We start from the raw sequence: 22286 nt of genomic DNA, 5'->3' as shown, positions 1-22286 counted from the left end.
CAAGAGATTTTAATAATCTATATCAGGCGGTTATACATTTTGCTCTAAATGCCTGTCCTTCCGGGGCAAGCATACTGATCTGCCTTGACATGAATGAGAATCCTTCGTTATTGTCAATGCATCCACTTATAGTGCAAAAACCTCATTCTTTTTAGAACAGGATGTTTTTCATATACCGTAACAATCAAGGCAACAGGAGTCTCCATGCAAGCCAAGGTATTGATGCCCAAATTACAAATTCCAGGCGGCGCTCAGTCAGAAATCATTGTCATCGAATTTGCAGGTACCCTGGCTATTTCCTCATTATATCGCTTTACCGTTGAGTTTGTGAGCAAAACCCCCATTCATGCGCAACAAGTCATGAGTCAAAAAGTGCAATTAAGCTTTGCTAAAAAAGGGGGCGGGACAACTCCGTTGAATGGTGAGGTTGTATCTTTTACTCAACTTGATAATTACGATAAGTATCACCGCTATAAAATTCAATTCATGCCTAAAGTTCATCGTCTACAACACATCCGTAATACAGAGGTATTTCTTAATAAATCAATACCTCAAGTCATTAAACACATATTAAATAAAAATGGAATGACACAAGTCGAACTCGACTTGATAATGGAACATAAACCCAGAGAGTTTATTTTTCAATACAATGAAATCAATTGGGATTTTATTACCCGCTGGATGGAGTTTGAAGGATTATTTTATTATTTTAGCCAGGATAAAAACGAGGAAAAGCTGGTCATAACGGATGCCAATTCTACTTTAAAGAATAATCAAGACATCCATGAAATGTATTACCAGTCTTATACTATGGCCAGTCAAAATAACCCTACCGCAAATTTGTTATACAATTTTCAATTGACTACCGAGGCACAGCCACACAAAGTCACAGTTAAAGCTTATAATTCAGATCAATCATCAAAACCCTATTCTTCGAGCGCGATTATTGATGCAATGGGCCACGGCGAAATAATGTATTGGGCAGAGAACATCAAAAGCAATAAGGAGAATCAGCAATTAGCGAAATTTATTAGCGAAAGTTATCAATGGAAAAAAGAAATTTTAACGGGAATTTCTTCAGGATCTTTCATTAATCCAGGAACAATAATTCACCATAAAAATTTCAAAGTGGCTTCATTAAATTGTCCGATGTTGATTGTTGAAAGTACTTATCATGGCTCGCAAAAGCGCTCCTTTGCATCACTTCACAGTGGCGAGGAACACCACCCTGAAGATTATTTTAAATGTGAGTATAAAGCGATCAATAAATCCATCGCCTACAGACAGACCATCCAAGATCGTACTCCGCGCATCAATGGCATGTTGCCCGGTTTTGTCGATCATGAGGGCGATGATAATACCGTCCAAATCAGCAAAAAAGGATTCTACAAATTTCGAATTGCCATTAGTGATGACAAGCCAGGGAAAGGATCGGGATGGGTGCGCAAAATGGAATCCTATATTGGCGACCAATACGCATTCAGCCTGCCACTTCGTAAAGGCGATGAAGTATTAATCGGTTTTCAATTTGGTAATCCTGATCTACCGATCTTACTGGGTACAGTGAGTAATTCCACGCATCGAAACGTCATTACCTCAAAAAATCAAAATTATATGGGGCTCTATACTAAAGAAGAAAATCTGTTCTTTATTAACGAACAAGATGGCGATACCAAAGGGATACAACTGTCAACACCTCATAATGAGACCACGCTCACTCTGGGGACCGATAATGTATTTGAATCACAACTTGATGCAGGTTTTTTTCTTAATACTAAAAGTAATGCCTATCAACGAATTGAAAAAAACTCTATAAGTGACATATCCGGACATCAGGCGCAGAATATTGGAGGTAACAACTTCACTGATGTCTGGGGTGTTACTTCTTATTCGAATAAAGGAGCCGCTTATTACGTTTATTATGGTGCACGAGCCCAATCCGTCTTGGGACTTGATTTTATAGAACGAACAGGTGCCACGATTGACGTAACATCTGGATTTCAAGTGAAACTCACGAGTGGTTGGCGCTACGAAGAAGACAGCTCGACGAGTTTGAAAACAGCCCCTGTTGTGATGTTGGAAGCCGAAGCAAGCATTTCCCTGACGGTAGGTACCAGTTCCCTTACCATTACCGATGGTGCAATTACCTTACAAGCACCGGCACTTGAGTTTGTAGCAGAATCAACAATAACCTTAGCTGCGCCAACAATCAATTTGGCAAGCGCCATTGTCAATATATCAGGCGAGATGTCTGGAGGACCCACGGCAGAACTCGGTCCTGGTGCTGGGGAAGCAGCAGCGGCAGCGGCAGCACTAGCTGAGGCTATTGTTGAAGAGGAATTGGTAATGGCTACCGGTTTAACAGCAACGCTTAAAGCATCCGCAGCTGCAGCCTGGGTTGCAGCTAAAGAAGAGATTCCTGGGTTGGAAGCAGCTGCAGAGGCAGGAGCAACTTTGGTCAATCAGCTGAGTAAAGCCAAGGAATCAGTTACTAATGCTGTTTTGGCAAAAGCGGGAAAGGCAGTGGATCTGGCCGATACAGGGCACGTATTAGGCCCCACAATTCATACCCCAGGTTATATTGAAGAATCAAAAGAATAAATCCAATAATTAGGATTAGGTTTTATACCCCGTGATCCCGAGTTCAGCGAAGGCTCTCCATACCATCGCTCTGCGTTCCGATGGGGTTCCCCCGCTCCCCTCGAGATAAAGGAACAAAATTGTTTCTGGAATAATTTTGTAAATCTTGAAATATATGCTAATTTTTTATTATTACAGGATTTTTTATTATAATGAATTCGGTTTATTAAGGATAAAAAATGACGAACAAGGAACAATCTGTCGCTCCAAAGGAACGTATTAATATTGTTTATAAAGCGCTGATAGAAGGAGTTGAGGAAGAGATTGAACTTCCTCTACGACAACTCGTTCTCGGTGAGTTCTATCCTGGAGGAGACAATACTCCTTTAGAAAAGCGTCGAACCGTAAATATTAACAAAGACAATTTTAATGATGTGCTCAAAGAACATCACATTAAATTATCACTACGCGTACCAAATCGTTTTAGCAAAAATAAAGATGATACCGTAAGCATTGATTTAAAATTTGAAACAATGAGAGACTTTGATCCTGATGGAATCTTACATCAAGTCCCACAGTTACAAAAACTATTTGAGGTACGAGAAGCATTAAAAGCACTAAAGGGCCCACTGGGAAATATTCCGGAGTTTCGACGCAGACTGGATGCTATTGTTAAAGATTCTGCGGCACGCGAAGAACTTATCAAGGAAATTAAGGACAAAAAATAAGCCCAAATAGAGCCGCCGGATCAAGGAGACAGCCATGGCTGATGCACAAGATAATGCTAAGAAAAAAGAAGAAAAAGCACTGAAGGAGTTATTTGCAGGAACCAATATTACTGAGGATGAAGAGCAATATGCCCTCACCCAGAAAGGCTTGCTTGCTTTTATAGATAATATTATTGAAAACAAACGCACCGATGAAACGGTAACCCCTGCTCTAGTGGATGACGTGATTGCAATATTGGATAAGCAGCTCTCGGTACAAATGGATGAAATCCTCCATAATTCTGAGTTTCAAAAACTCGAATCCGCATGGCGCAGTTTAAAATATTTGGTGGACCGTACCGATTTCCGTGAAAACAGTTTGATTGAATTCATTCATGTATCAAAAGATGAACTGTTTGATGACTTTATTGATGCACCTGAAATTCCTAAATCAGGCTTGTATAAACAGGTTTATACGAAAGAATACGGACAATTTGGTGGTAGACCTTATGGTGCCATCATTGGTAATTACTCATTTACTCCAAGTTATAAAGATGTCACGCTGCTCAGAAATATCGCAGCTGTTTGTGCGATGGCCCATGTGCCTTTCATAGCCGCAGCGAGTCCTGAATTTTTCAATATCAAATCAATGTCTGAATTACCTCATTTGAATGACATCGAAGCAATATTTGAAAGCCCTGTGTACATCCCTTGGCACAGTTTACGGGAATCTGAAGATTCACGATATATAGGCCTGGTATTACCACGGTTTATGTTACGAATGCCCTACGGTAAAGACACTTATGGAGTTCGTTCATTCAATTATGAGGAGGATGTAAGTTCTGGCGAAAATGCTTTTTCATGGGGAAATAGTGCTTTTGCTTTTGCTGGATGCTTATCTCAAAGTTTTGCCAAATATCGTTGGTGCGTCAACATTATTGGTCCTCAAGGCGGTGGGGCGGTTGAAAACTTACCTTCTTATTTTTTTGAGGCAATGGGTGAAATTCAAACTAAAATCCCTACTGAATTACTCATTTCCGAACGTCGTGAATATGAGTTATCGGAGCAAGGATTTATTCCACTCACGATGCGTAAAGGGGCAGATAATGCTGCGTTTTTCTCAGCAAACTCAATCCAAAAAGCGAAACATTTTCCAGATACCCCTGAAGGTAAAACAGCTCAAACCAATTATAGATTAGGAACTCAGTTTCCTTATATGTTTATCATTTGCAGACTTGCTCATTATTTGAAAGTGATACAACGTGAAAAAATTGGTCTAGCGAAAGAACGTGATGATATAGAACGTGAGTTAAATACTTGGATTAATGGCTATGTGGTTGATATGGATAATCCAGTCCCCGAAGTCAGAGCAAAAAAACCATTGAGACTTGCAAAAGTGAATGTAGAAGATGTTCCTGGTGAGCCTGGATGGTATAAATGTGTCTTAATTGTTCGACCTCATTTTAAATTCATGGGTGCTTACATCACATTACAATTAACGGGTAGTCTCGATCTTAAGCAAGGAGAATAAAAGTGGCTTCAAATGAAAGTGAGGGAAATGACATAGCCATATTACCTATGTTACCAGACTCTGAGATTGCAAGGACTCAGTATAAACTCATGGCAAAAATTACTACTCAGGCCTCAGGAGTCGTTAAAGGCAGCAGTACTGTAAAAGGATATGAAGGATGGGTCACGCTACTTGATTTTAAACAACGCATCACGCGAGCATTCGATGCGCAAAATCAATTGATTGGCGTTCCCGATTGCAAATATTTTCGTCTCACTGGACTGTGGGATCAGGCAGGCGTTGTACCACATACTCAAAGTATCTTTACCGGCGAGGACATCAATTCGGCCATTATCCATTGCCTACGTTCTAGCGCTTCGGGAGAAGTTGAAGCCGCAGTTGAGATTACGCTAGAGAAAGCCAAAGTCCTGGAGGTAGATTATGCTTATTCTCATCCAGCAGGCCCTCTATTTATTGTGGATATGCGTCCTACAGTGTATAAAGTAATGGATAAGAAGAACAATCAAGAGTTTGGATGGGATTTAACTAAATTAATGCGAGTTGGTTAATGAGAGAAGAGCGTTTAACGGAACGAGTTCGTCGCTATGCTCGTCAAGGGTCTCTTTTATCCGCTAGATTAGATTCATCCATACTGATTGAATCCATACGCAATCACGTTGAAAAAATCTTATCCACAAGACAAGGTAGCGTCCCAATTGATAAGGAGTATGGATTATCTGAGTTACCCATACTTGTTGAGGATTACTCTTTTGCTTATCAAGAAGAATTAAGAACTCATTTGGAAGAAACGATTCTTCGTTATGAACCACGTTTGGAATCTGTTCAGGTGTCTCAAATTTTAATTGAGCCAAGCAAGCAAATTATTACATGTAATATTTTTGCGCAATTACATAAGTCATTTGATAGCCTCAACGTTTACTTTACTACTATTTTAACAAACAAAGGACGCGTGCTTGTTACGTTGTAACTGTAAGAGCCGCTGCAAAGTCTTTAGCGTGAGGGCTTTGTTGAATAAATAGTTTGGAGGGATACGCATATTACCCAACTGCTTTTTTGTCATTCCCCCCATCGTGGGAATGACACACGATTTTCAACAAAGCCGCTTGATGCAGGAACATCAGTGTTTTACAGCCAAGATAAGAGACTTTGAACAGGCTCTAAGGCAGAGAAATGATAATTGATTATTACCAGAATGAATTAAATAAAATACGGAAACTAGCCCGAGAATATGCAGAGCATTATCCGGCAATCGCTCCTTTGTTAAGGGAACAAAGTACTGATCCCGATATCGAGCGATTGTTGGAAGGCGTTGCTTTTCTTACGAGCCAAGTACAGATGGTCATTGATGAAAAATTACCTGGAATGGTAGATGACTTAACCCAGTTATTTTTTACGCTTTATTCAAAACCAGTGCCTAGTACGTCAGTCATTCAGTTTATTCCTAAAAGTAACTTAGGTGAACCGCTTTTCGTCCCTGAAGGGACTGAATTAGCCTCTATTCCAATTAATGAGATGAAATGTATCTTTCGTACGACGACACCTTTACAAGTAGAGCCAGTTACTATTACGAGTATTCACTTTCAAGACTCAATTAGTGGTGTGAGTCAATTCGAAATCAATTGCCATCTTTGCGGCATCACCTTAAAAAATTGGCAAGCCTCTTCATTACGCTTTTTTATTAATCAAAATTTGCATGATGGATGTAATACCTTTTATCTACTGCAACGGTTTGTTAGCAGAATTACAATTGAAGCACCAGGAGAAGAAAAACTGGTTTTAACTCCAGAACAGTTGCAACCGTGTGGCTTTGATAATGAGGAGGTGTTATACCCGCTTCCCCCTAACATTCATCACCCTCATCGCGTTTTATATGAGTATCTCCATCAACCCTATAAGTTTCTATTTCTTCGTTTAGTTGGTTTAGAAAAATGGCAAAGGAATACTGATGGTTTTGATTTTAAAATCAATTTTGAATTGGAAGAAGTGCCTCAATGGATGGAGGGTTTAGATAATTTACAATTGGTATTGCATGCCGTCCCTATAATTAATTTGTTTGATCATCATGCTGAACCTATTTTTCTTGATCATAAGCAACCCGATTATCAAATTATCCCCAATAATGATTTTGGCGAAAACTATGCAGTATATGATGTAAAGAAGGTTACCGGATATCGCCAACAAGAAAGAAAACGTATCGAGTATGATCACTTATTAAATTTTAATCAAGAATTGAATTTAAACTATAAATATACCTATCATCACCGGCCTTCGGTTACTGGACCTGGGCGAAATACCTACATTAGTTTCTTTTACGATTTTGATAAAGGATTTCCTGTTGATGAAACCTTATCTATAGAACTTGTGTGTAGCAATGGCTCTTTACCCAGACTTTTAGATAAAGGCGATATTACATTACCCACTGACAGCTCGCCTGAAAATCTGACTTATACGAATCTTATCCCTCCATCTTCTTTTTTAATTCCAACTTATGATAGGGCTTTAATATGGAATTTTCAGTCATTATTAGCCCTGAATTTACTGCAACTATTGGATAAAAATCGCCTCAGACATATTTTTAATTTGTATCTCTATGAAAAAGGAGAAAACTATCAATTGAATATGAGCAGAGTAAAAGGGATTGAAAATATCATTGTGAATAAAGCACGTCGTCTTTATTATGGAGAGATGATCGCAGGGTCTCATATTACGCTCATTTGTGACCCTGATTGTTTTAAATGCATTGGAGATATGTATTTATTTGGTTGCATGATGGATGTTTTCTTCGGACTCAATGCCCCCATCAATACATTCACTCTCTTACATTTACAAAATGCTCGAACTAAAGAGGTATGGAAATGGCAGCCGAGGTTGAACAATCCGAGCTTAATATCTTAAAGAAGCTATTAACTCAACCTAAAAGTTTTAATTTTTATCAAGCAATTCGTTTGATTGGCCATCTCATCGACTATGAAGCAAAACACGAGGGATTAAACGGAAAATTAGATATAATACCCCTATTAACCCTGGCCTTTCCTGAAACCGACATTCATGAGATTCGACGTCATACTGACACCAATCATTTTACTCTCATTGCCACTTTTTTTAGTTTATACGGCACAACTTCTCCACTTCCTACATTTTATACAGAACAACTTATCCAAGATAATGATCAGGATTCGGATGAGGTAAAATGTTTGCTCGATATCTTTCATAAGCGACTTTACAAGATCCTTTTTCAAGCATGGTCGAAAAATAGGATATTTGAACAATTTGCAGAACATCACGACCCCATTTATCGAGAGGCGCTTTTTGGGTTTATCGGGATGGCAGGAAAAGAGCTGCGAGACAAAATACCGAATTACAATTATTTGCTGCGCTATTCCAGCCACTGGGTTGCAGATAATAAATCCATTTGGAGTCTAAAAAGTTTATTAAATGATTATTTCAAGGTACCGATTAATATTTCTTCATTTTTCCGATCAATACAAGATATACCTGAGGAACAATATTGCCTTTTGGGTAAAGCGAATCATCACTTAAGTAAAACAGCGTACCTAGGCAGCCAATTTAAATCGACTAGCAATAGTTTATTAATTTCTATAGGCCCACTAAGTGCTGATGTATTTCCTAAATTTTTAATCCATACGGAACACATCAACCAACTCAAATTACTCCTCCAACTCTATGTAAAGGAGCCCTTCTCCTATTTTATTGAAGTCATTTTGGACAAAGGGTGTTTCAAACCCATAAGACTGGCACACGAGACAACGAGTATTTTAGGAGTTGTCAGTTGGTTATCCCCACAGAAAGATATTGAGATGTTTAAAGTACGTTACTGGTTAAAATAATTTCAAGACATGGGTTAAAATGTAGAATACTTCTAGCGATAGGTAATCCCGGATGAAGAACGCATCTCATCCGGGCTATAAACGTTGTAAATGGATTAAGTCTGTAAATTTCCGCTCTCAGACCCACCTACTCCAAAAAGAACAGCGAATAGAGCACCTGAAATCGAGGATATACTGGGTAAAGCAGTAGTCCAAGTCACCCCGTTATCTGCGCTATAGTAAGCTAAAGGAAGCGAAATATTGTTTGTGTCCGAATAGGAACCTACGGCCGAACAGTTTGTTCCTATGCAACTCACACCGAACAACTCTCCTCGCCCAAAGCCTGAGGGGAAATTATTCGTTGGAGGAAGCACAATGCTTGACCAGGTTACGCCATTATCTGAGCTGTTATAGCTTACTGGTGCAACTACGGCGAAGCTAGAATCTCGATATAGACCAACCGCAACGCACTGGGTGCCAGTACAGCTTACGCCATTTAAGCCTACCCCTTCATTGCCGACGGGCAGGCCACTCAATGAGAGGAGTGTTGCTTCAGACCAAGAATGTCCCGCATCAGTGCTTGTATAGCTAAAAGGTACATCAGTCGGTCCATCTGTTTCACCAACAGCAGTGCAATTATTGCCAACACAACTCACACCATTCAATTTTGCACCTGTATTCCCAGCGGGAAGCCCAGCAGTCGATGGAAGGATTGCTGATGACCACGTCACACCATTATTGGTACTGTAATAACTTAAAGGTATCCGGTAGCCTAAATTATTATAATAAAAACCAACAGCAGTACAATTGTTTCCAGAACAACTAACAGAGCCTAACCTTGCTCCTTGGTTTGCTGGAGGAAGTGCGGCAATAGAAAGCAAATTAGGCGGTGACCACGTAGTACCATAATCTGTACTAGAATAAGTCAGTGGCAACGGAGTACCTCCACTCGTAGGACCGCTAAAACCTACCGCAGTGCAATTTGAACCCGAACAGCTTACTGCATTAATTTGGTTATAATTATTTATTGCCGGAATGCCATTAGTTGACAGTACATTAACTGCAGACCAGGTCGAACCCCCATCTTTAGTCGAATAACTTATTGGTTGCACCGCGCCATTATTGGTAAAATAATTACCGATAGTGGTACAGAATTTGCCAGTACATCCAACCCCAAAAAGGAAGGTTTGAAAACTCGAAATTCCAGAAACTGATGGAAGCACCGCTGTAGGCCAGGTCATCCCATTATCACTACTTTTATAAACAACCGGCGCTCCGGTTGTATTCGTTCCGTAAGCACCAACTGCTAACGAAATCGTAGTGGGACCCGGTCCATTACTATCCACCGTCACATTCAATGAATTTTCTGGCGTAGGACCTGCGCAGGTTTTACCGCCAGGAAGACAAATAAATAAATGATGCTGAGAATTGGGATCGGCGCGATTAACCTCACCCGATACCTTAAGTTTTAATGTGCAGCTCTGATTAATAGAACCATTAGGTCCCAAGTCAAAAGTGCTGCCGCACACCGTTGGATCGGTGGGGTCTGTAACTTGTGTCACATTGGGTGGCAGCGATTTAACAAAATTATTGACACGGGTCGCTCTCGTATTATTTGTCACTGTATACGAAGCATTGGCTGTTTCCCCCTTAAAAATCGTCGTTGGCAACTTGCCTTGTGGAATGATATTAAAGGGTAACGCATAACTAGTCATTGAGTTTAAAAAAATAGCTAAACCAATTGAATTAAGAGAGTAACGTTTCATGTTCATCCTTTTACATGATAAAGGTTAATTGCCCCATCACTTCATTCGTATAGAAATGGGATTGTGATATTGTGTTAAATGTAGGTACCTGATCTATGGAAGCATTTCCCGACTTTACTTTACCAAAGTCTGCAAATCGATAACCCACACCCACTCGGACCCAGTTATTCACGTCAACGTCAATACCCGCACCAACCCGATACGAAAAGTTAGTAAGAGTCTCATCGCTAAATTGATTACTAAAGGTGGTGAATGGTGGAGTAATCGTCACTTCAAAGTCCTGAAATGAATTTATGCCCACACCTATCCCTCCGGAAACATAGGGATGCAGCACTACCGGTTGAAACGGCAAGTTGTACAAGAGTTTGTTTTCAAACAAAACTTGCCGAACCTGAATATCGTACTCATAGGGAAATGAATCAACGGATAGCTCATCCAAACCTTGGGTGACTGTACCGTTAACATGGAACGATGCAGGTTGATAATAACTAAACCCTGATTGCAAATTCCAAGAAGGATTTAATAAATATTCTGCGCCCAAGAAGACACCGAATAAAAATTTCGATTGATCTGAACTATGCGGTGCATAATCAAAAAACTCGTCTTCAAGCGGATCGGCAATTGGAATAAATTCTGAAGTCCCTACCCTGTCACCGAAAGCTGCAGCTCCTGAAAGAGTCAAAACAGCCCGCCAATTCAGAGAGTGCCAATTGATTGATTTCTCAGTTTGGTCTTTCCATACAGCATGCTTTTTTACTGAGGGGGCCGCAGCAAAACCCACTGGAGACAGCATTCCGGTGACACAGGAAACCATTAGCAAAAGTCCATTTATTTTTCTTAACAATTTCTTTATCCCCTTAATAATTCAGTACGTAATTTTTGTGTCCAATTAATTCATTTTTTTCAAGGATTTTTGCTGTAAACCTTAAAAAAAAATTATATTATCAATAAATTATAAAGAATAATAGAAGTAATCCGATTGGAACGATTGATTTATTTTGCGTTAAATTTGCTGGTTAAAATTTATAATTTTGACCTTTAAGCAAGGTGATACACCAGGCTTCTATTGTTTTCCTTAAAGGTTCTGATACCATGGAATAAATATTCATTCCCTTAGAAGGACTATGTCCCGCATTCAGGCGCGGTACATAGAGTGAAAAAATTTGTGGGGATTTCTCAGAAACACGTCACAGGGCGTGGAACGATGAATGATCAAAGCCCCTAATTAACGCTCAGGTTTAAGGATAATAAAATTAAAGTCATGCTAAGAATAATATTTTGCCTCTTAATTTTCATTATAGGTGGCTGCACAACAGGTGGGAAAGAAAAAGAGCCCCAGTTAGCCAGCAGCTATCAAGATAATGCCATTCTTATTCGTGCTGTAGCCAGCAAAGACTTAAATGAATATGATCATAAAAAACATACTTTAAAATTCAGTGTAGTCCAGGTTGAAAAATTAGAAGATGTACAAAACCAAATAGTTACTGCCGAAGGAATTAGTCAATTACTTGATGCGGATACTGAAGCGGACAACATCACCCAAACGAATAAAAAAGTACACATTCGCACTTTTTTTATTGCACCTGGAATGACCCAAAACTTTACAATTGCACGTATGGCTGAGACAAAAAAAGTTCTCGTTGTCGCAGGATATTACAATTTAACCCCTGCTGGGGTAGTTCGTATCTATGAAGTTCCCGTATTTAATAAATGGAATCCGCTTACTTTTTGGAAAAAAACAAAACAGATGGGCCGACTTGGAATTTATCTGGAATTTGGCTCTCAAGCGATTAACTACACTGAAAGCTCTTCAAGAAAGACCGTAATCACGAAAACAAAGAATCGTGTGTCCTTAAAAAAATATTGGGATAAATAAATATGATTTGGAATACGCCGATTGATTGGGAACATGGACTTTTTTTACAACCGCAACACTTTCAATATACTGAACTCAATCAGCATTATATTCATTCGCAATTTTTACGCTACATAACCCCATTTTTTTGGGGATTTTCCGAGTTGGAAATAAATGACAAATCATTTAAAAGCGGCATTTTCGATATAGAAAAAATGTCATTTTTTTTACCCAGTGGGGAGTTTGTTGAGATTGATGTGAATGCAAAGTTTTTACCCCGATCGTTTAAATCAGATTGGCCAGCAAACGCCAATTCGCTGAAAGTATACATCGGTGTTAAAGAACTTTCGAAAAATGTAGCCAATGTAACCACTATCGAAAATTTAGAAAACTTAAATAATGTGGGCACTCGTTATATCAGTTACAGTGCAGGCGATGAACTCCCCGATTACTATCACCAAGGAGCACAAGCTCATTTACGCTCCTTATTTTATGTAGTCAAACTATTTTGGGAGTTCGAAATTGAAAATACTCATAACTACTCGATTATCCAGGTAGCAGAGTTACGCCGTACCAACGATGAAATTTATTATGCACCTGATTTTTATCCTTCTTGTGTCAGCATTAATGCGCACAAAAATTTAATTGCACTGCTCAACCGAATTCAGAATGATTTAGTCAAAACAACGAGCAAATTAGAACAATTTAAACAGCCGCTTGATATGTACAGCACCCATATTGATAACAGCAATTTCGCGCGTTTGTTTTCACTCCGATCATTATTAAGAAATGTTGCCGTAATGGATCATTTGCTCAATGCCAAAACCGTTCATCCTTGGGAAGTTTATGGTCTTTTACAACAGCTAATCAGTGAATTAAGTTTTTATTCAACTGAAATTAATTTTTTTGAGGGCGGCAGTGGAACTATCTCAGCAATGCCTGTTTATGATCATAGTGATTTGAGTAAAAGTTATAAACTCATCGAGGCATTAGTTACTAAATTGTTAACCATTATTACTGCCGATCCGGATCGCATTCGTCGAATGGTTAAAGAGAAAAATCATTATTATGCCGATCTTGGCAACAGTTTTATCCGAAAGGATAGAAATTATTTCTTGGTGATTTATGCTCAAGATGATCAAGAAGAAATTGCGGAGATGATTAAGGATTTTGGAAAGTTATGTGCTTATTCAGAAATTGAAAATTACATCGATTTTGCATTACCTGGAGCACCTATCTCCAGACTTCTCTCAGTTCCTGAAGGAATACCCAAAGGGACAAACTGTCTTTATTATCATATTGACCATAAATCCGTGATGTGGTCCAAAATTGAGATGGAAAGAAAAGTTGCATTTTATCTAGGAAAAACACCGGTAGACATCGTGATCGATATTGTCGCTGTAGGAGGATAAAGTGAGTCTACAAGCCATTTTTTATGATTTATTTAAATACGTTTGGGATTTAAATGCAAGTCAGTTTGCAACCGTTAGTTATGATGAATTCAGAGGCAAAATCACTGCGTTAATTGCTGAAATTAAAATGAGGGAACATGAAGTTGATAAATATAATTTAAATTCAGCTTTATTTGCGGTGTGTGCATGGATCGATGAATTAGTACAAAAATCAAATTGGGTAGGTGTGAGGCAGTGGCAAGATAAATTGTTACAAGCTGAATATTTTAACACAACGAGTGCGGGCGAAGAGTTTTTTACTCGTTTAAGCAAAATTCCCAGCAAACAAGATGACTTAGTGAGAATTTATTACCGATGTTTGGTTCTAGGATTTGAAGGAGTTTATCATAAGCCGCTTGATAAACCTGATTTGCTAAAGTATAAAAATTTTGCATTAGAACAATTGAGCCACGGGTTTAATATGGCAAATTATCCTAGTGAGTTTGTTGCATTCCCTCTAGCATATAAAAATGATAATTTACAAATTATTCCTCCAAAATTAGATCAATATCGAAGTTTTCTGTGGTGGTTGTTACCTATTCCAGTGATTTTAATAATATATTTCTTTTTTTATTTTGTAATTAATAATACAGTTACTAATTATTTACATTTAATTAAATAGGGTTTGTATTACTTACATCGCGAGCTTGAGTCAAAATGACTTGATTTTGAACACTGAAAAGCGGCATACAACCCTTGTCATCCCAAGCGAAGCGAAGGGGCTCCATGATATAACCATATCTGGATAGGAGATCCTCGTTTCACTCGGGATGACGCGGGAGAATGCGGCCATCGGAGCACAGAAAATCAAGATAGTTTGGCCAAGGGAGTAGAAATGGAAACAAATCCTTAGCAAGAGAGTCGAATGGGACGATTAGGACATATCATTTTTTGGATCTTGCTTGTCGTTATTTTGGGGGCTTATGCCACTTTTATAACGTTTCATCTCGATTATCCTATCTGGGTAGGTGTACTTATTTTCTTGGCCATGCTTTTGGCATTCCTGATTCTTGACAGCATTACCTGGGCTATAAGGAAGTGGTATAAAAAAAGAAAAGCAGCGAAGGCCAAAGAGACCGGCGAAAAAATTGAGACTGAAGGTTTACGTTTAACTTTAGAAAATGCGTTGAATTACATAGAAACAAATCATATTGCCGGTGGAGCAAAGCGTTTCTGGCAAATGCCCTGGATACTTTTTTTCGGTAAAACAACGATTCTCATTTCAAACGGATTGAAGCTGCATACCCATTTTATGGTGGGTGATGCGGAAGATGAAGCGCTTCAACGTAATCAAGTTTATGTGCTCGATAATTTTGTCATATGGTGTGTTGATGCAGAGCTTTTTGAAACAAACACCTCAAAAAAAGTAGAAAAGCAATGGCTAGATTTTCTTAAATACATTAAGAGTCAAAAGAAAGCGATTACGCCTATAGATCAAGTGGTCATTGAGCTCCCTGCCTCAAAACTTTTAAATGGTGATAAATCAGACATTGCCCATCTTGCTCGAACCTTGAAAGATCGAATTGATCAAGTCAGTCTGCTCACAGGTTATCGCCAGCAAGTGCTGTTTTGCATTACTCGATGTAATGAGTTAAATGGTTTTCAAGAATTCGTGGGGCTTATGCCGGAGAGCCTATGGACACAAGCCATGGGTTACATTGTTGCGAACCCCCTTAAAGAATCCACTTCAACAGAACCGCTCAACTACATCAGTAATCGCGCTGAAGAGGTCATTGATATTGTTTTATATGAGACGCAAAAAACCATAGACGTCGCGTCATTTAATTTCCCATTGACCGTAAAAAAACTCAAAGAAAATTATTCAAGGTTTACCAATTTATTTTTTGCTTCCTCACCCTATACTGAACCTGCAGTGTTGCATGGGGTTTATTTGCTCGGCGAATATCAGAACAATGGCACTGAAGAAAGTGTTTTTTATTATGATTTTATTGATCAGGTTCAGCTCTCCCTGATACGCCCTATGTCATTATTAGGCTCGGAAATCAAACAAAGAAACAAACGAAGATGGGAGTATTTGGGTGTCTGGTATTTTGCAAGTGCACTCGCTGCAGGCTATCTAATCTATGTTTATAATGCGACATCCAATCGCTTGGTCGAACTGATAAAACCTTTACCTAAAAAAGAATCCTTCTCCGATCAATTGGAACAAAACTTACTGCTATTTGGCGATTATCATACGCTAATGAGTCAACTCGATCTCTTTAGAAATCAATTGCAAATTAAAGTATTGCCCTATCGTGGGGGTTTAAATCGATTATATACTTATTATAGTGAGCAATATGTAGATCATTTTAAACAATACATCTTGACGCTTCTTGATAATCGAATGGAGCAAATGCTTAGTCATGGTGGTAGTTTAACGGATACACAAAAAGCCTATTTAGTCCAAAATATGGTAAGCCGGATTAATTTAATCCAAGCCAAGATAATAAGCGGCGTCAGTCCCAACACTTTAATGCAAATGCCCGATCCACAAATAAGATATTTGGGATACAACCGATTACCTGACCGTTTTCTGAATACTTTTGGTCCACTCTACAAAGATTATGTCATTTGGGATTCAAACACCGAGCAACTCAGAGGCGAATCAGGTAAGTTAATTTTATGGCTTGATCAATCACATATCTTGTCTTCGGATTTGCGTTGGCTGCTTGAGTGGGCAAATACCCAAGAAGGGGTATCCGAAATAGGCTTAAACAGTTTCTGGATAGGCTCAAATATCGTGAGAGATTATCTCATCGCACCAGCCTACACCAAAGCAGGATTTACAGCCATTCAGTCTCTGCTGGTACAAATCAATCATGCGTTACCCCTATATATCGACATCAGTGGCCCCAAAAATAGCTTCGCGCTGTGGTATGCTGCGGCGCGACTCAATGTATGGAAAAACTTTGCCCTTAATTTTTATAAAGGAACCAAAACACTGGCCTTTCAATACGAGTGGGATCAAACTTTTAATGACATGCTGCAACCCAGTAGTCCTTATAATGCCTTCTTACAAGATTTAGCATCAGAGTTTCAAGGTAAACTCCCCTTTACAACACCGCATTGGATTCAACTTGTTCTGCAATTCTCCGATCTCATGGTGTACAGCCATAGTAGTGATAAAGGAGTTGAGTTTAAGCAACTTTCAGATCTTGTTTCCCAGTGGATGAAAAAACTTCAAGAAAAACCTTCCCAATGGAACAATAATAGTGCTGACAATCAAAATCCTCCTGTTGTTGGTCCCAATAACCTGTCCAACAGGCCTCCTAGCGTTGCTAATAAATTAAATTTTAATACCCAGGTCAACGCAGTGAAATCTTATATGCGCTACCGTGATTTACTCAAGCAACTCTATAAGGAACCCTACGTACAAGCAGTTAAAGCTTATATGAGCGCTAGAGAACTGTATTTGAGCCAAATTGAAGTAGACAGACAATCTTCTCCAGTCATGCAAGCATATCAAGCTCTAGTCGATATGAGACGATCACTGGAGCATTTTGATCAACTTGACTCATCCAATCCGTTTTGGATGTTGATGCGTGGTCCATTAGATTATTACATTGACTATACCAATCGTTTTGCTTCTTGTTTTATACAACAAAAGTGGCTTGATGAAGTGTACCTCCGCACGATTGCTTTAAGTGGTGAGGAATTGAATCAAACTTTGTTTGCAAAGGGCGGTTTGGTTTGGATATTCCATGACAAATATTCACTTCCCTTCGTCAAGCAAATAGGAACTCAATTCTTACCCAGGTATGTTTTAAATCATGAGTTCCCCTTCACGCCGCAGTATTATCAATTATTAGCCTTTGGTATGAGAATTAATGAGGGCCTGGAAGCGCTAAGTCATATGAAGCAAAAACCCGAAGAGGGCCAAGCCGTTGATTTGATGATTCATGCGCTACCCACAAACCTAGATGCAAAGGCTACTACGCTGCCTTATAAAACCGTTTTACGCGTTGAATGTAAGGAAAAACAATATACATTAGAAAATTATAATTACCCGTCACAGCAACAAATTCCCAATTGGAAATTGGAAAGTTGTGGCCCTACCGAAATTTCTATTTACTTCGGTGGTATTAAATTAGCAATTCAATACCATGGTGATGAGGGATTTTTGCGATTTTTACAGGATTTCAATACCGGTGTAAAAGATTTTTATCCTCATAACTTTCCAGAACATACTAAATTTTTGCAAGCGCACAAAATTGATAAAATTCGCATGAGCTATTACATCAAAGGTGGCGGTGACATCATGTGGCAGATTGAAAAATACTTTGCAGCACAAAGAGACCTCAAAGTAGCCCAACAAAATCTCGCCCAAGTCTCTAAGCTTCCAAGAACCATCACGGATTGTTGGGCTCAGGGGGAATACGATGTTTAGAATGGATTCCATCAGTAAGTTAGGAACCAACCCTATTCCTGGATTCAGTAAGGCAGGTCAACAATGTTATGAGTTTTCCCAATACACACTGATACGTAACGAGATTCAAAAACTTTCACGGATTGGTCAATCATCCGAAATTGATTGGCCGAGTATTAGCGATAATGCAATTGAGTTACTGACCTATCACACTAAAGACGTACAAATCGCCTCATACTTGGCGTGCAGCTTATTTCACCAATACCAACTTGAAGGATTAGCAACGGGCCTTGATTTTCTTTTGGATTTCATTATCAATTTCTGGGAAGATGCGTATCCGAAAGGACGTTTGCAAGCAAAAATTGAGTCATTAAACTGGTATGCAACTCAATCATTGAATCATTTATCTCAGCTCAAGCTCACTACTGAAGATGAAGATTTCCAGCAACCAATTAGCCACACCTTAAAAAATATTGAAAGTGAATTACTTGCTCGTGCGGTAAATATTGATCTTTTTGCTAATTTGCGAGAAAAAATAGAATCGATCAATACCTTTGTTCCGCCAGTTATGGAGCCAAAGGAAACAACAATTTTCGAGTTTCACGAATCAAAACAGCAGAAAGAAGCGAATATCCATTTAGAACCTGCTTTACTGATGCTCACTCAATCCGCACGTGAATTAATGGAAAAGGATCCGTCCAATCCTTATGCTTATTATTTAAATCGGATTGCGGCTTGGGGGGGGATTAATGCGGTACCTTATCACGAAGAGGGATTGACTCTTGTAAAGCCGCCTGAGTTCTTTAATCGAGAGCGCATCAAAAAAGTACAAAATACAGGAAATTTAATTGAAATAGTAGCAACAGCAGAGGAAATCATACCCCAAGAGCCTTTTTGGTTGGACTTAAATTTGATTAGCCTTAATGCATTAAAAAAACTCGATAAAAAATTTAATCCCATTTATGATGCAGTCAAACTCGAATTAATCCATTTTATCAACAGAATCCCTGGCATTGAACAATTGCGATTTAATGACGATACTCCTTTTCTTAGCGAACTCTATGCAGAACAAATGAACCAACTAATGCTAAAGAAGACTCCACAGAGCGGGGACAGTGAGAAAGCCTTGTCCGCAATCGAACGAAAGCAACTTCAAGAAATCAAAGAGGCAATCTCACAGCAAGATAAGAAAAAACAAAATTCCCCCCACCAACTTGAATTACTTCGCAAAGAGTCAATAAGCGATAAGGTGAAATTACTCGCCTATATGGCTGTATGCGAGTCATTGCTAGCTGCAGATGAGCACGCCATTTTAAAACCCTATACTGCATTTATTGTGGAGCTCATTGAACAGCATCAATTAATTACTTGGGAACCAAGCTTAGCCTTAGAAGCACTTATTTTGGCTTATCGTTGTATGAAATTTTTAAAGAATAATAGCTCACCACCCGAGCTAGATCATGTATTTTCGCTGATTACGAAAATGGACGTCAAAGTTGCTATGGAACTCGCTCATACTTAATACCCAATCAAAAACTTCAAAAATCCAAAGCACTTGTTCAAAAACAAACGAGACCATGAAGACCCAGGCTGATTATAAATAAGGGCTATTATTAGAGATTTAGCGTTCAAAGAAATAGCGCCTCAATTTTTTCTTCGGCTAAAGCAATGGCTTTCGTCTTGATCTCCGGGCTAAGATGTAATCCTTCTGCACGTATCACAGTGAAACGGGTTACTCCTATAAAATTAAAAACAACCTGCAGATAATATTCTTGATGATCCATCGCCTGCATGGATGCGTTATTCGTATAAAAATTACCCCGAGTAGAAAGAATAATCACTCGCTTATCACCTGCAAGTCCCATGACTCCCTGCCCGGTATACTTAAATGTTTTCCCAGCCACTAAAATACGATCAATCCAAGACTTCAACTGAGAGGGGATGCTAAAATTATACATCGGTGCTCCAATGACTATTTCATCGGCACTTAAAAATTCATGCAACACCATTTCAGCAAGCGCCAACTCATTTTTTAACGCTTCGGATCGAATAGTTTCTGGCTGCTTGGCAGCAATCAATGACTCAGAGGATAGGTGGCTAAGACCTTGCTTATCCAAATCACGATAAATCACTTCTCCTGTGGGATATGTACGTTGCCAATGATTTAAATAATGAGTCATTAATTGGCGTGATACGGAGCCTGCTTCAAGGATACTTGAATCTAAAGCTAATAATTTCATAAAACCTCCACAGCTTTCATTCTTTTAATTAAGCATATATATAAAACAATAAAAGATAATCTGGTTATTTCATGAAACATTGTCCTATAATTGTCACCAATAAGTGCTTTTTAATAGGATTACCCTTGAACCATTTTTTACCTGATTTAAATGATTTATTTTATTTTTGTCGTGTGGTTGATGAAGGAAGCTTCACTAAAGCCAGTCAAAGTTTGATGCTGACTAAATCCAAGCTAAGCAGACGAATTAGCGAATTAGAAAATCATTTAGGGGTGCGTTTACTGAACCGCTCTACACGTACTCTCAGTCTAACCGACATTGGGCGCTTGGTTTATGAGCACAGCATCGCCATGGTGAATCAAGCAAGTTTTGCTCAAGATGCAGCACAACAAGCACAACTTCAACCCAAAGGACGAATTCATGTGACGTGTCCTACTTTATTTGCGCAATCGGATTTCGGCCTGATTCTGATCCATTTTATGCAAAAATATCCTGACATCCAGATCCATCTCTATGCTAATGACCGAAAGGTAGATTTAATTGAAGAAGGATTTGATGTGGCCTTACGTTTTCAGATCAATGATTTAACTGATTCCAATCTCATCGCAAAAAAACTTGGAGAAAGCACCCACGTGCTGGTCGCCACCCCTGATTACCTGAATAAGAATCCAGCCCTTCAGACGCCACATGATTTAACGAAAATCTCTTGGTTGGGAAAAAGTAGAGGCGAAGGATATCAGCAAATACAATTCGTACATCAGACAGGAGAAAAAGTGAGCCTGCAATTATCCTCCAGACTTGAAAGCAACGAATGGATGATATTGAAACAGGCCGCTTTAGCGGATTTAGGTGTCGCACTGCTTCCTCTAGAGTTGTGCCAGCAAGAAATTAATAATGGTGCATTCAGTCGTATTCTGGAAGATTGGTCTTTATCGACTGCGAGTTTGTACCTAATTTATCCTTCCAAAAAAGGCTTAACTCCTGCCCTCCGTCATTTCATCGATTTTGTGAGCGCTGAAACTCAGAAAGGCTGTGCCAAACAGGCAAGTGCTTTTATAAATCGCTAGGGTCTTTTAACCCCTACACCGTTTGTAAGCAAAAGATATGTAATGCGACGAATGCATCAGAAATTTTCTAACGCTTATTGAATTAAGCGCTTACTTCATTAACGATGCAACCAACCCGCCCATTTCAAAAACACCTTTTGCAAACATCCCAGCAGCATATCCTGCACTTGCTGACTCACTGCCCATCGTGAGCGCGCTGGGGAATGGTTGAGCCGCACTAAACGATAATCCATCGACTAGACCATATAAAAAGCCTACAGTATTGCATGCTTTATCGACAGCAGAACTTTCATTTTGTTGTGATGTATTCCCTTGTTCCGATTGCTCAACTGATCGATCAGGTTTTGGACCCACCGTGCTTTCATATAATGCAGCATATTCCGAAGCAGTTTTCATTACTTCTTTGCCGACAGGCGAAGCACTCAATTCTTTTTTATGCTTCAATAGATCGGCAGCAAACTGATTTCTGGAATAATTATCAGGCCAAGAATCAATTTCATTTTCAGGTAGATTAAATGGCATTTTCGTTTTGTTTCGTATGATTGTGTTGAGCAAAATCATAAAATACATATCTGCTATTTTTTTATTTGACTCTTCATCTAATCTCACTTGTTTACGAATGGCTTCTGGATCATGTCCCTCAGAGAGTAAATGCATCGCCTCCTTCTCATCTGGTGTCCACTGCTCGGCTTCCAACATGTCCTCGGTTACTTGTTGATAAACTTGTTTAAATTCAGAAACTGCTCGTATATTATCGAGATCTTTTTTAACATCTTTTGAACGATCAAACATAATTACCCTCTTTCTGGTGCAAAACTAATACAATTATAGCAAATTATAAGCTCTAGTGGCACAAAAAAAAAAGGATTAACCTTGTTATTTAATTTATCCTT

The 22286-nt window shown here is 39.0% G+C and carries 17 protein-coding genes; 13 read left to right on the top strand and 4 right to left on the bottom strand.

All coding sequences use genetic code 11. The features are described 5' to 3' along the window. Positions 1-204: 204 nt before the first annotated feature. The 7 genes from EL022_RS04640 (at position 205) to tssG (ending at position 8666) form a co-directional block, all read left to right on the top strand. On the top strand, positions 205-2601 hold the full coding sequence (locus EL022_RS04640) for a type VI secretion system Vgr family protein (RefSeq protein WP_028382587.1): 2397 nt from the start codon (positions 205-207) through the stop codon (positions 2599-2601). Between the two features lie 218 nt (positions 2602-2819). Then, a complete protein-coding gene (tssB, locus tag EL022_RS04635) occupies positions 2820-3308 on the top strand; it encodes a type VI secretion system contractile sheath small subunit (RefSeq protein ID WP_028382586.1) in 489 nt (162 codons plus the stop codon). A gap of 34 nt (positions 3309-3342) precedes the next feature. Continuing rightward, positions 3343-4818, top strand: a complete 1476-nt coding sequence (tssC, locus tag EL022_RS04630; protein ID WP_028382585.1) for a type VI secretion system contractile sheath large subunit — start codon at positions 3343-3345, stop codon at positions 4816-4818. A gap of 2 nt (positions 4819-4820) precedes the next feature. Then, positions 4821-5366, top strand: a complete 546-nt coding sequence (locus tag EL022_RS04625; protein ID WP_028382584.1) for a type VI secretion system tube protein Hcp — start codon at positions 4821-4823, stop codon at positions 5364-5366. Further along, positions 5366-5785, top strand: coding sequence for a type VI secretion system baseplate subunit TssE (gene tssE, locus EL022_RS04620; RefSeq protein ID WP_051544526.1), 420 nt, complete (start codon positions 5366-5368; stop codon positions 5783-5785). The genes EL022_RS04625 and tssE overlap by 1 nt, the downstream gene beginning before the upstream one ends. Positions 5786-5988: 203 nt before the next feature. After that, a complete protein-coding gene (gene tssF, locus EL022_RS04615) occupies positions 5989-7713 on the top strand; it encodes a type VI secretion system baseplate subunit TssF (protein WP_028382583.1) in 1725 nt (574 codons plus the stop codon). Then, positions 7674-8666, top strand: a complete 993-nt coding sequence (tssG, locus tag EL022_RS04610) for a type VI secretion system baseplate subunit TssG (RefSeq protein ID WP_028382582.1) — start codon at positions 7674-7676, stop codon at positions 8664-8666. Before tssF ends, tssG begins: the two co-directional genes overlap by 40 nt. A 95-nt stretch (positions 8667-8761) precedes the next feature. Here the strand turns inward: tssG and EL022_RS04605 are convergent, their stop codons facing one another. Together EL022_RS04605 and EL022_RS04600 are read right to left on the bottom strand one after the other, a co-directional pair. Next, complete coding sequence (locus tag EL022_RS04605) at positions 8762-10411, bottom strand: sialidase family protein (protein ID WP_028382581.1); 1650 nt, start codon at positions 10409-10411, stop codon at positions 8762-8764. Positions 10412-10421: 10 nt separating this feature from the next. Beyond that, a complete protein-coding gene (locus tag EL022_RS04600) occupies positions 10422-11255 on the bottom strand; it encodes an outer membrane beta-barrel protein (RefSeq protein WP_028382580.1) in 834 nt (277 codons plus the stop codon). 417 nt (positions 11256-11672) lie between these two features. On the opposite strand from EL022_RS04600, the gene EL022_RS04595 reads away from it, so the two are divergent. From EL022_RS04595 to EL022_RS04575, 5 genes are all read left to right on the top strand, one after another. After that, positions 11673-12287, top strand: a complete 615-nt coding sequence (locus tag EL022_RS04595; protein ID WP_028382579.1) for a type VI secretion lipoprotein TssJ — start codon at positions 11673-11675, stop codon at positions 12285-12287. A gap of 2 nt (positions 12288-12289) precedes the next feature. Next, complete coding sequence (gene tssK, locus EL022_RS04590) at positions 12290-13678, top strand: type VI secretion system baseplate subunit TssK (RefSeq protein WP_028382578.1); 1389 nt, start codon at positions 12290-12292, stop codon at positions 13676-13678. Position 13679: 1 nt separating this feature from the next. Next, positions 13680-14339, top strand: a complete 660-nt coding sequence (locus tag EL022_RS04585; protein ID WP_051544525.1) for a DotU family type IV/VI secretion system protein — start codon at positions 13680-13682, stop codon at positions 14337-14339. 243 nt (positions 14340-14582) lie between these two features. Next, positions 14583-18107, top strand: coding sequence for a type VI secretion protein IcmF/TssM N-terminal domain-containing protein (locus EL022_RS04580; protein WP_028382577.1), 3525 nt, complete (start codon positions 14583-14585; stop codon positions 18105-18107). Continuing rightward, complete coding sequence (locus EL022_RS04575) at positions 18100-19608, top strand: TssA family type VI secretion system protein (RefSeq protein ID WP_028382576.1); 1509 nt, start codon at positions 18100-18102, stop codon at positions 19606-19608. Before EL022_RS04580 ends, EL022_RS04575 begins: the two co-directional genes overlap by 8 nt. Positions 19609-19714: 106 nt before the next feature. On the opposite strand, the gene EL022_RS04570 is transcribed toward EL022_RS04575, so the two are convergent. Continuing rightward, positions 19715-20326 (bottom strand): FMN-dependent NADH-azoreductase, encoded by a 612-nt coding sequence (locus EL022_RS04570; protein ID WP_028382575.1) that lies wholly within the window; start codon positions 20324-20326, stop codon positions 19715-19717. Positions 20327-20451: 125 nt separating this feature from the next. Here EL022_RS04570 and EL022_RS04565 point away from each other — a divergent pair, with 125 nt between their 5' ends. Then, entirely contained in the window at positions 20452-21393 is a 942-nt protein-coding gene (locus EL022_RS04565) for a LysR substrate-binding domain-containing protein (protein ID WP_028382574.1), read from the top strand. Positions 21394-21483: 90 nt separating this feature from the next. Here the strand turns inward: EL022_RS04565 and EL022_RS04560 are convergent, their stop codons facing one another. Further along, on the bottom strand, positions 21484-22185 hold the full coding sequence (locus tag EL022_RS04560) for a hypothetical protein (RefSeq protein WP_028382573.1): 702 nt from the start codon (positions 22183-22185) through the stop codon (positions 21484-21486). Positions 22186-22286: the final 101 nt, after the last annotated feature.

The sequence above is a fragment of the Legionella cherrii genome (genome assembly GCF_900635815.1).
Taxonomy (GTDB): domain Bacteria; phylum Pseudomonadota; class Gammaproteobacteria; order Legionellales; family Legionellaceae; genus Legionella; species Legionella cherrii.
The sequence above is the reverse complement of the archived record's forward strand: the minus strand, read 5'-3'. Positions and strand labels throughout refer to the sequence as shown.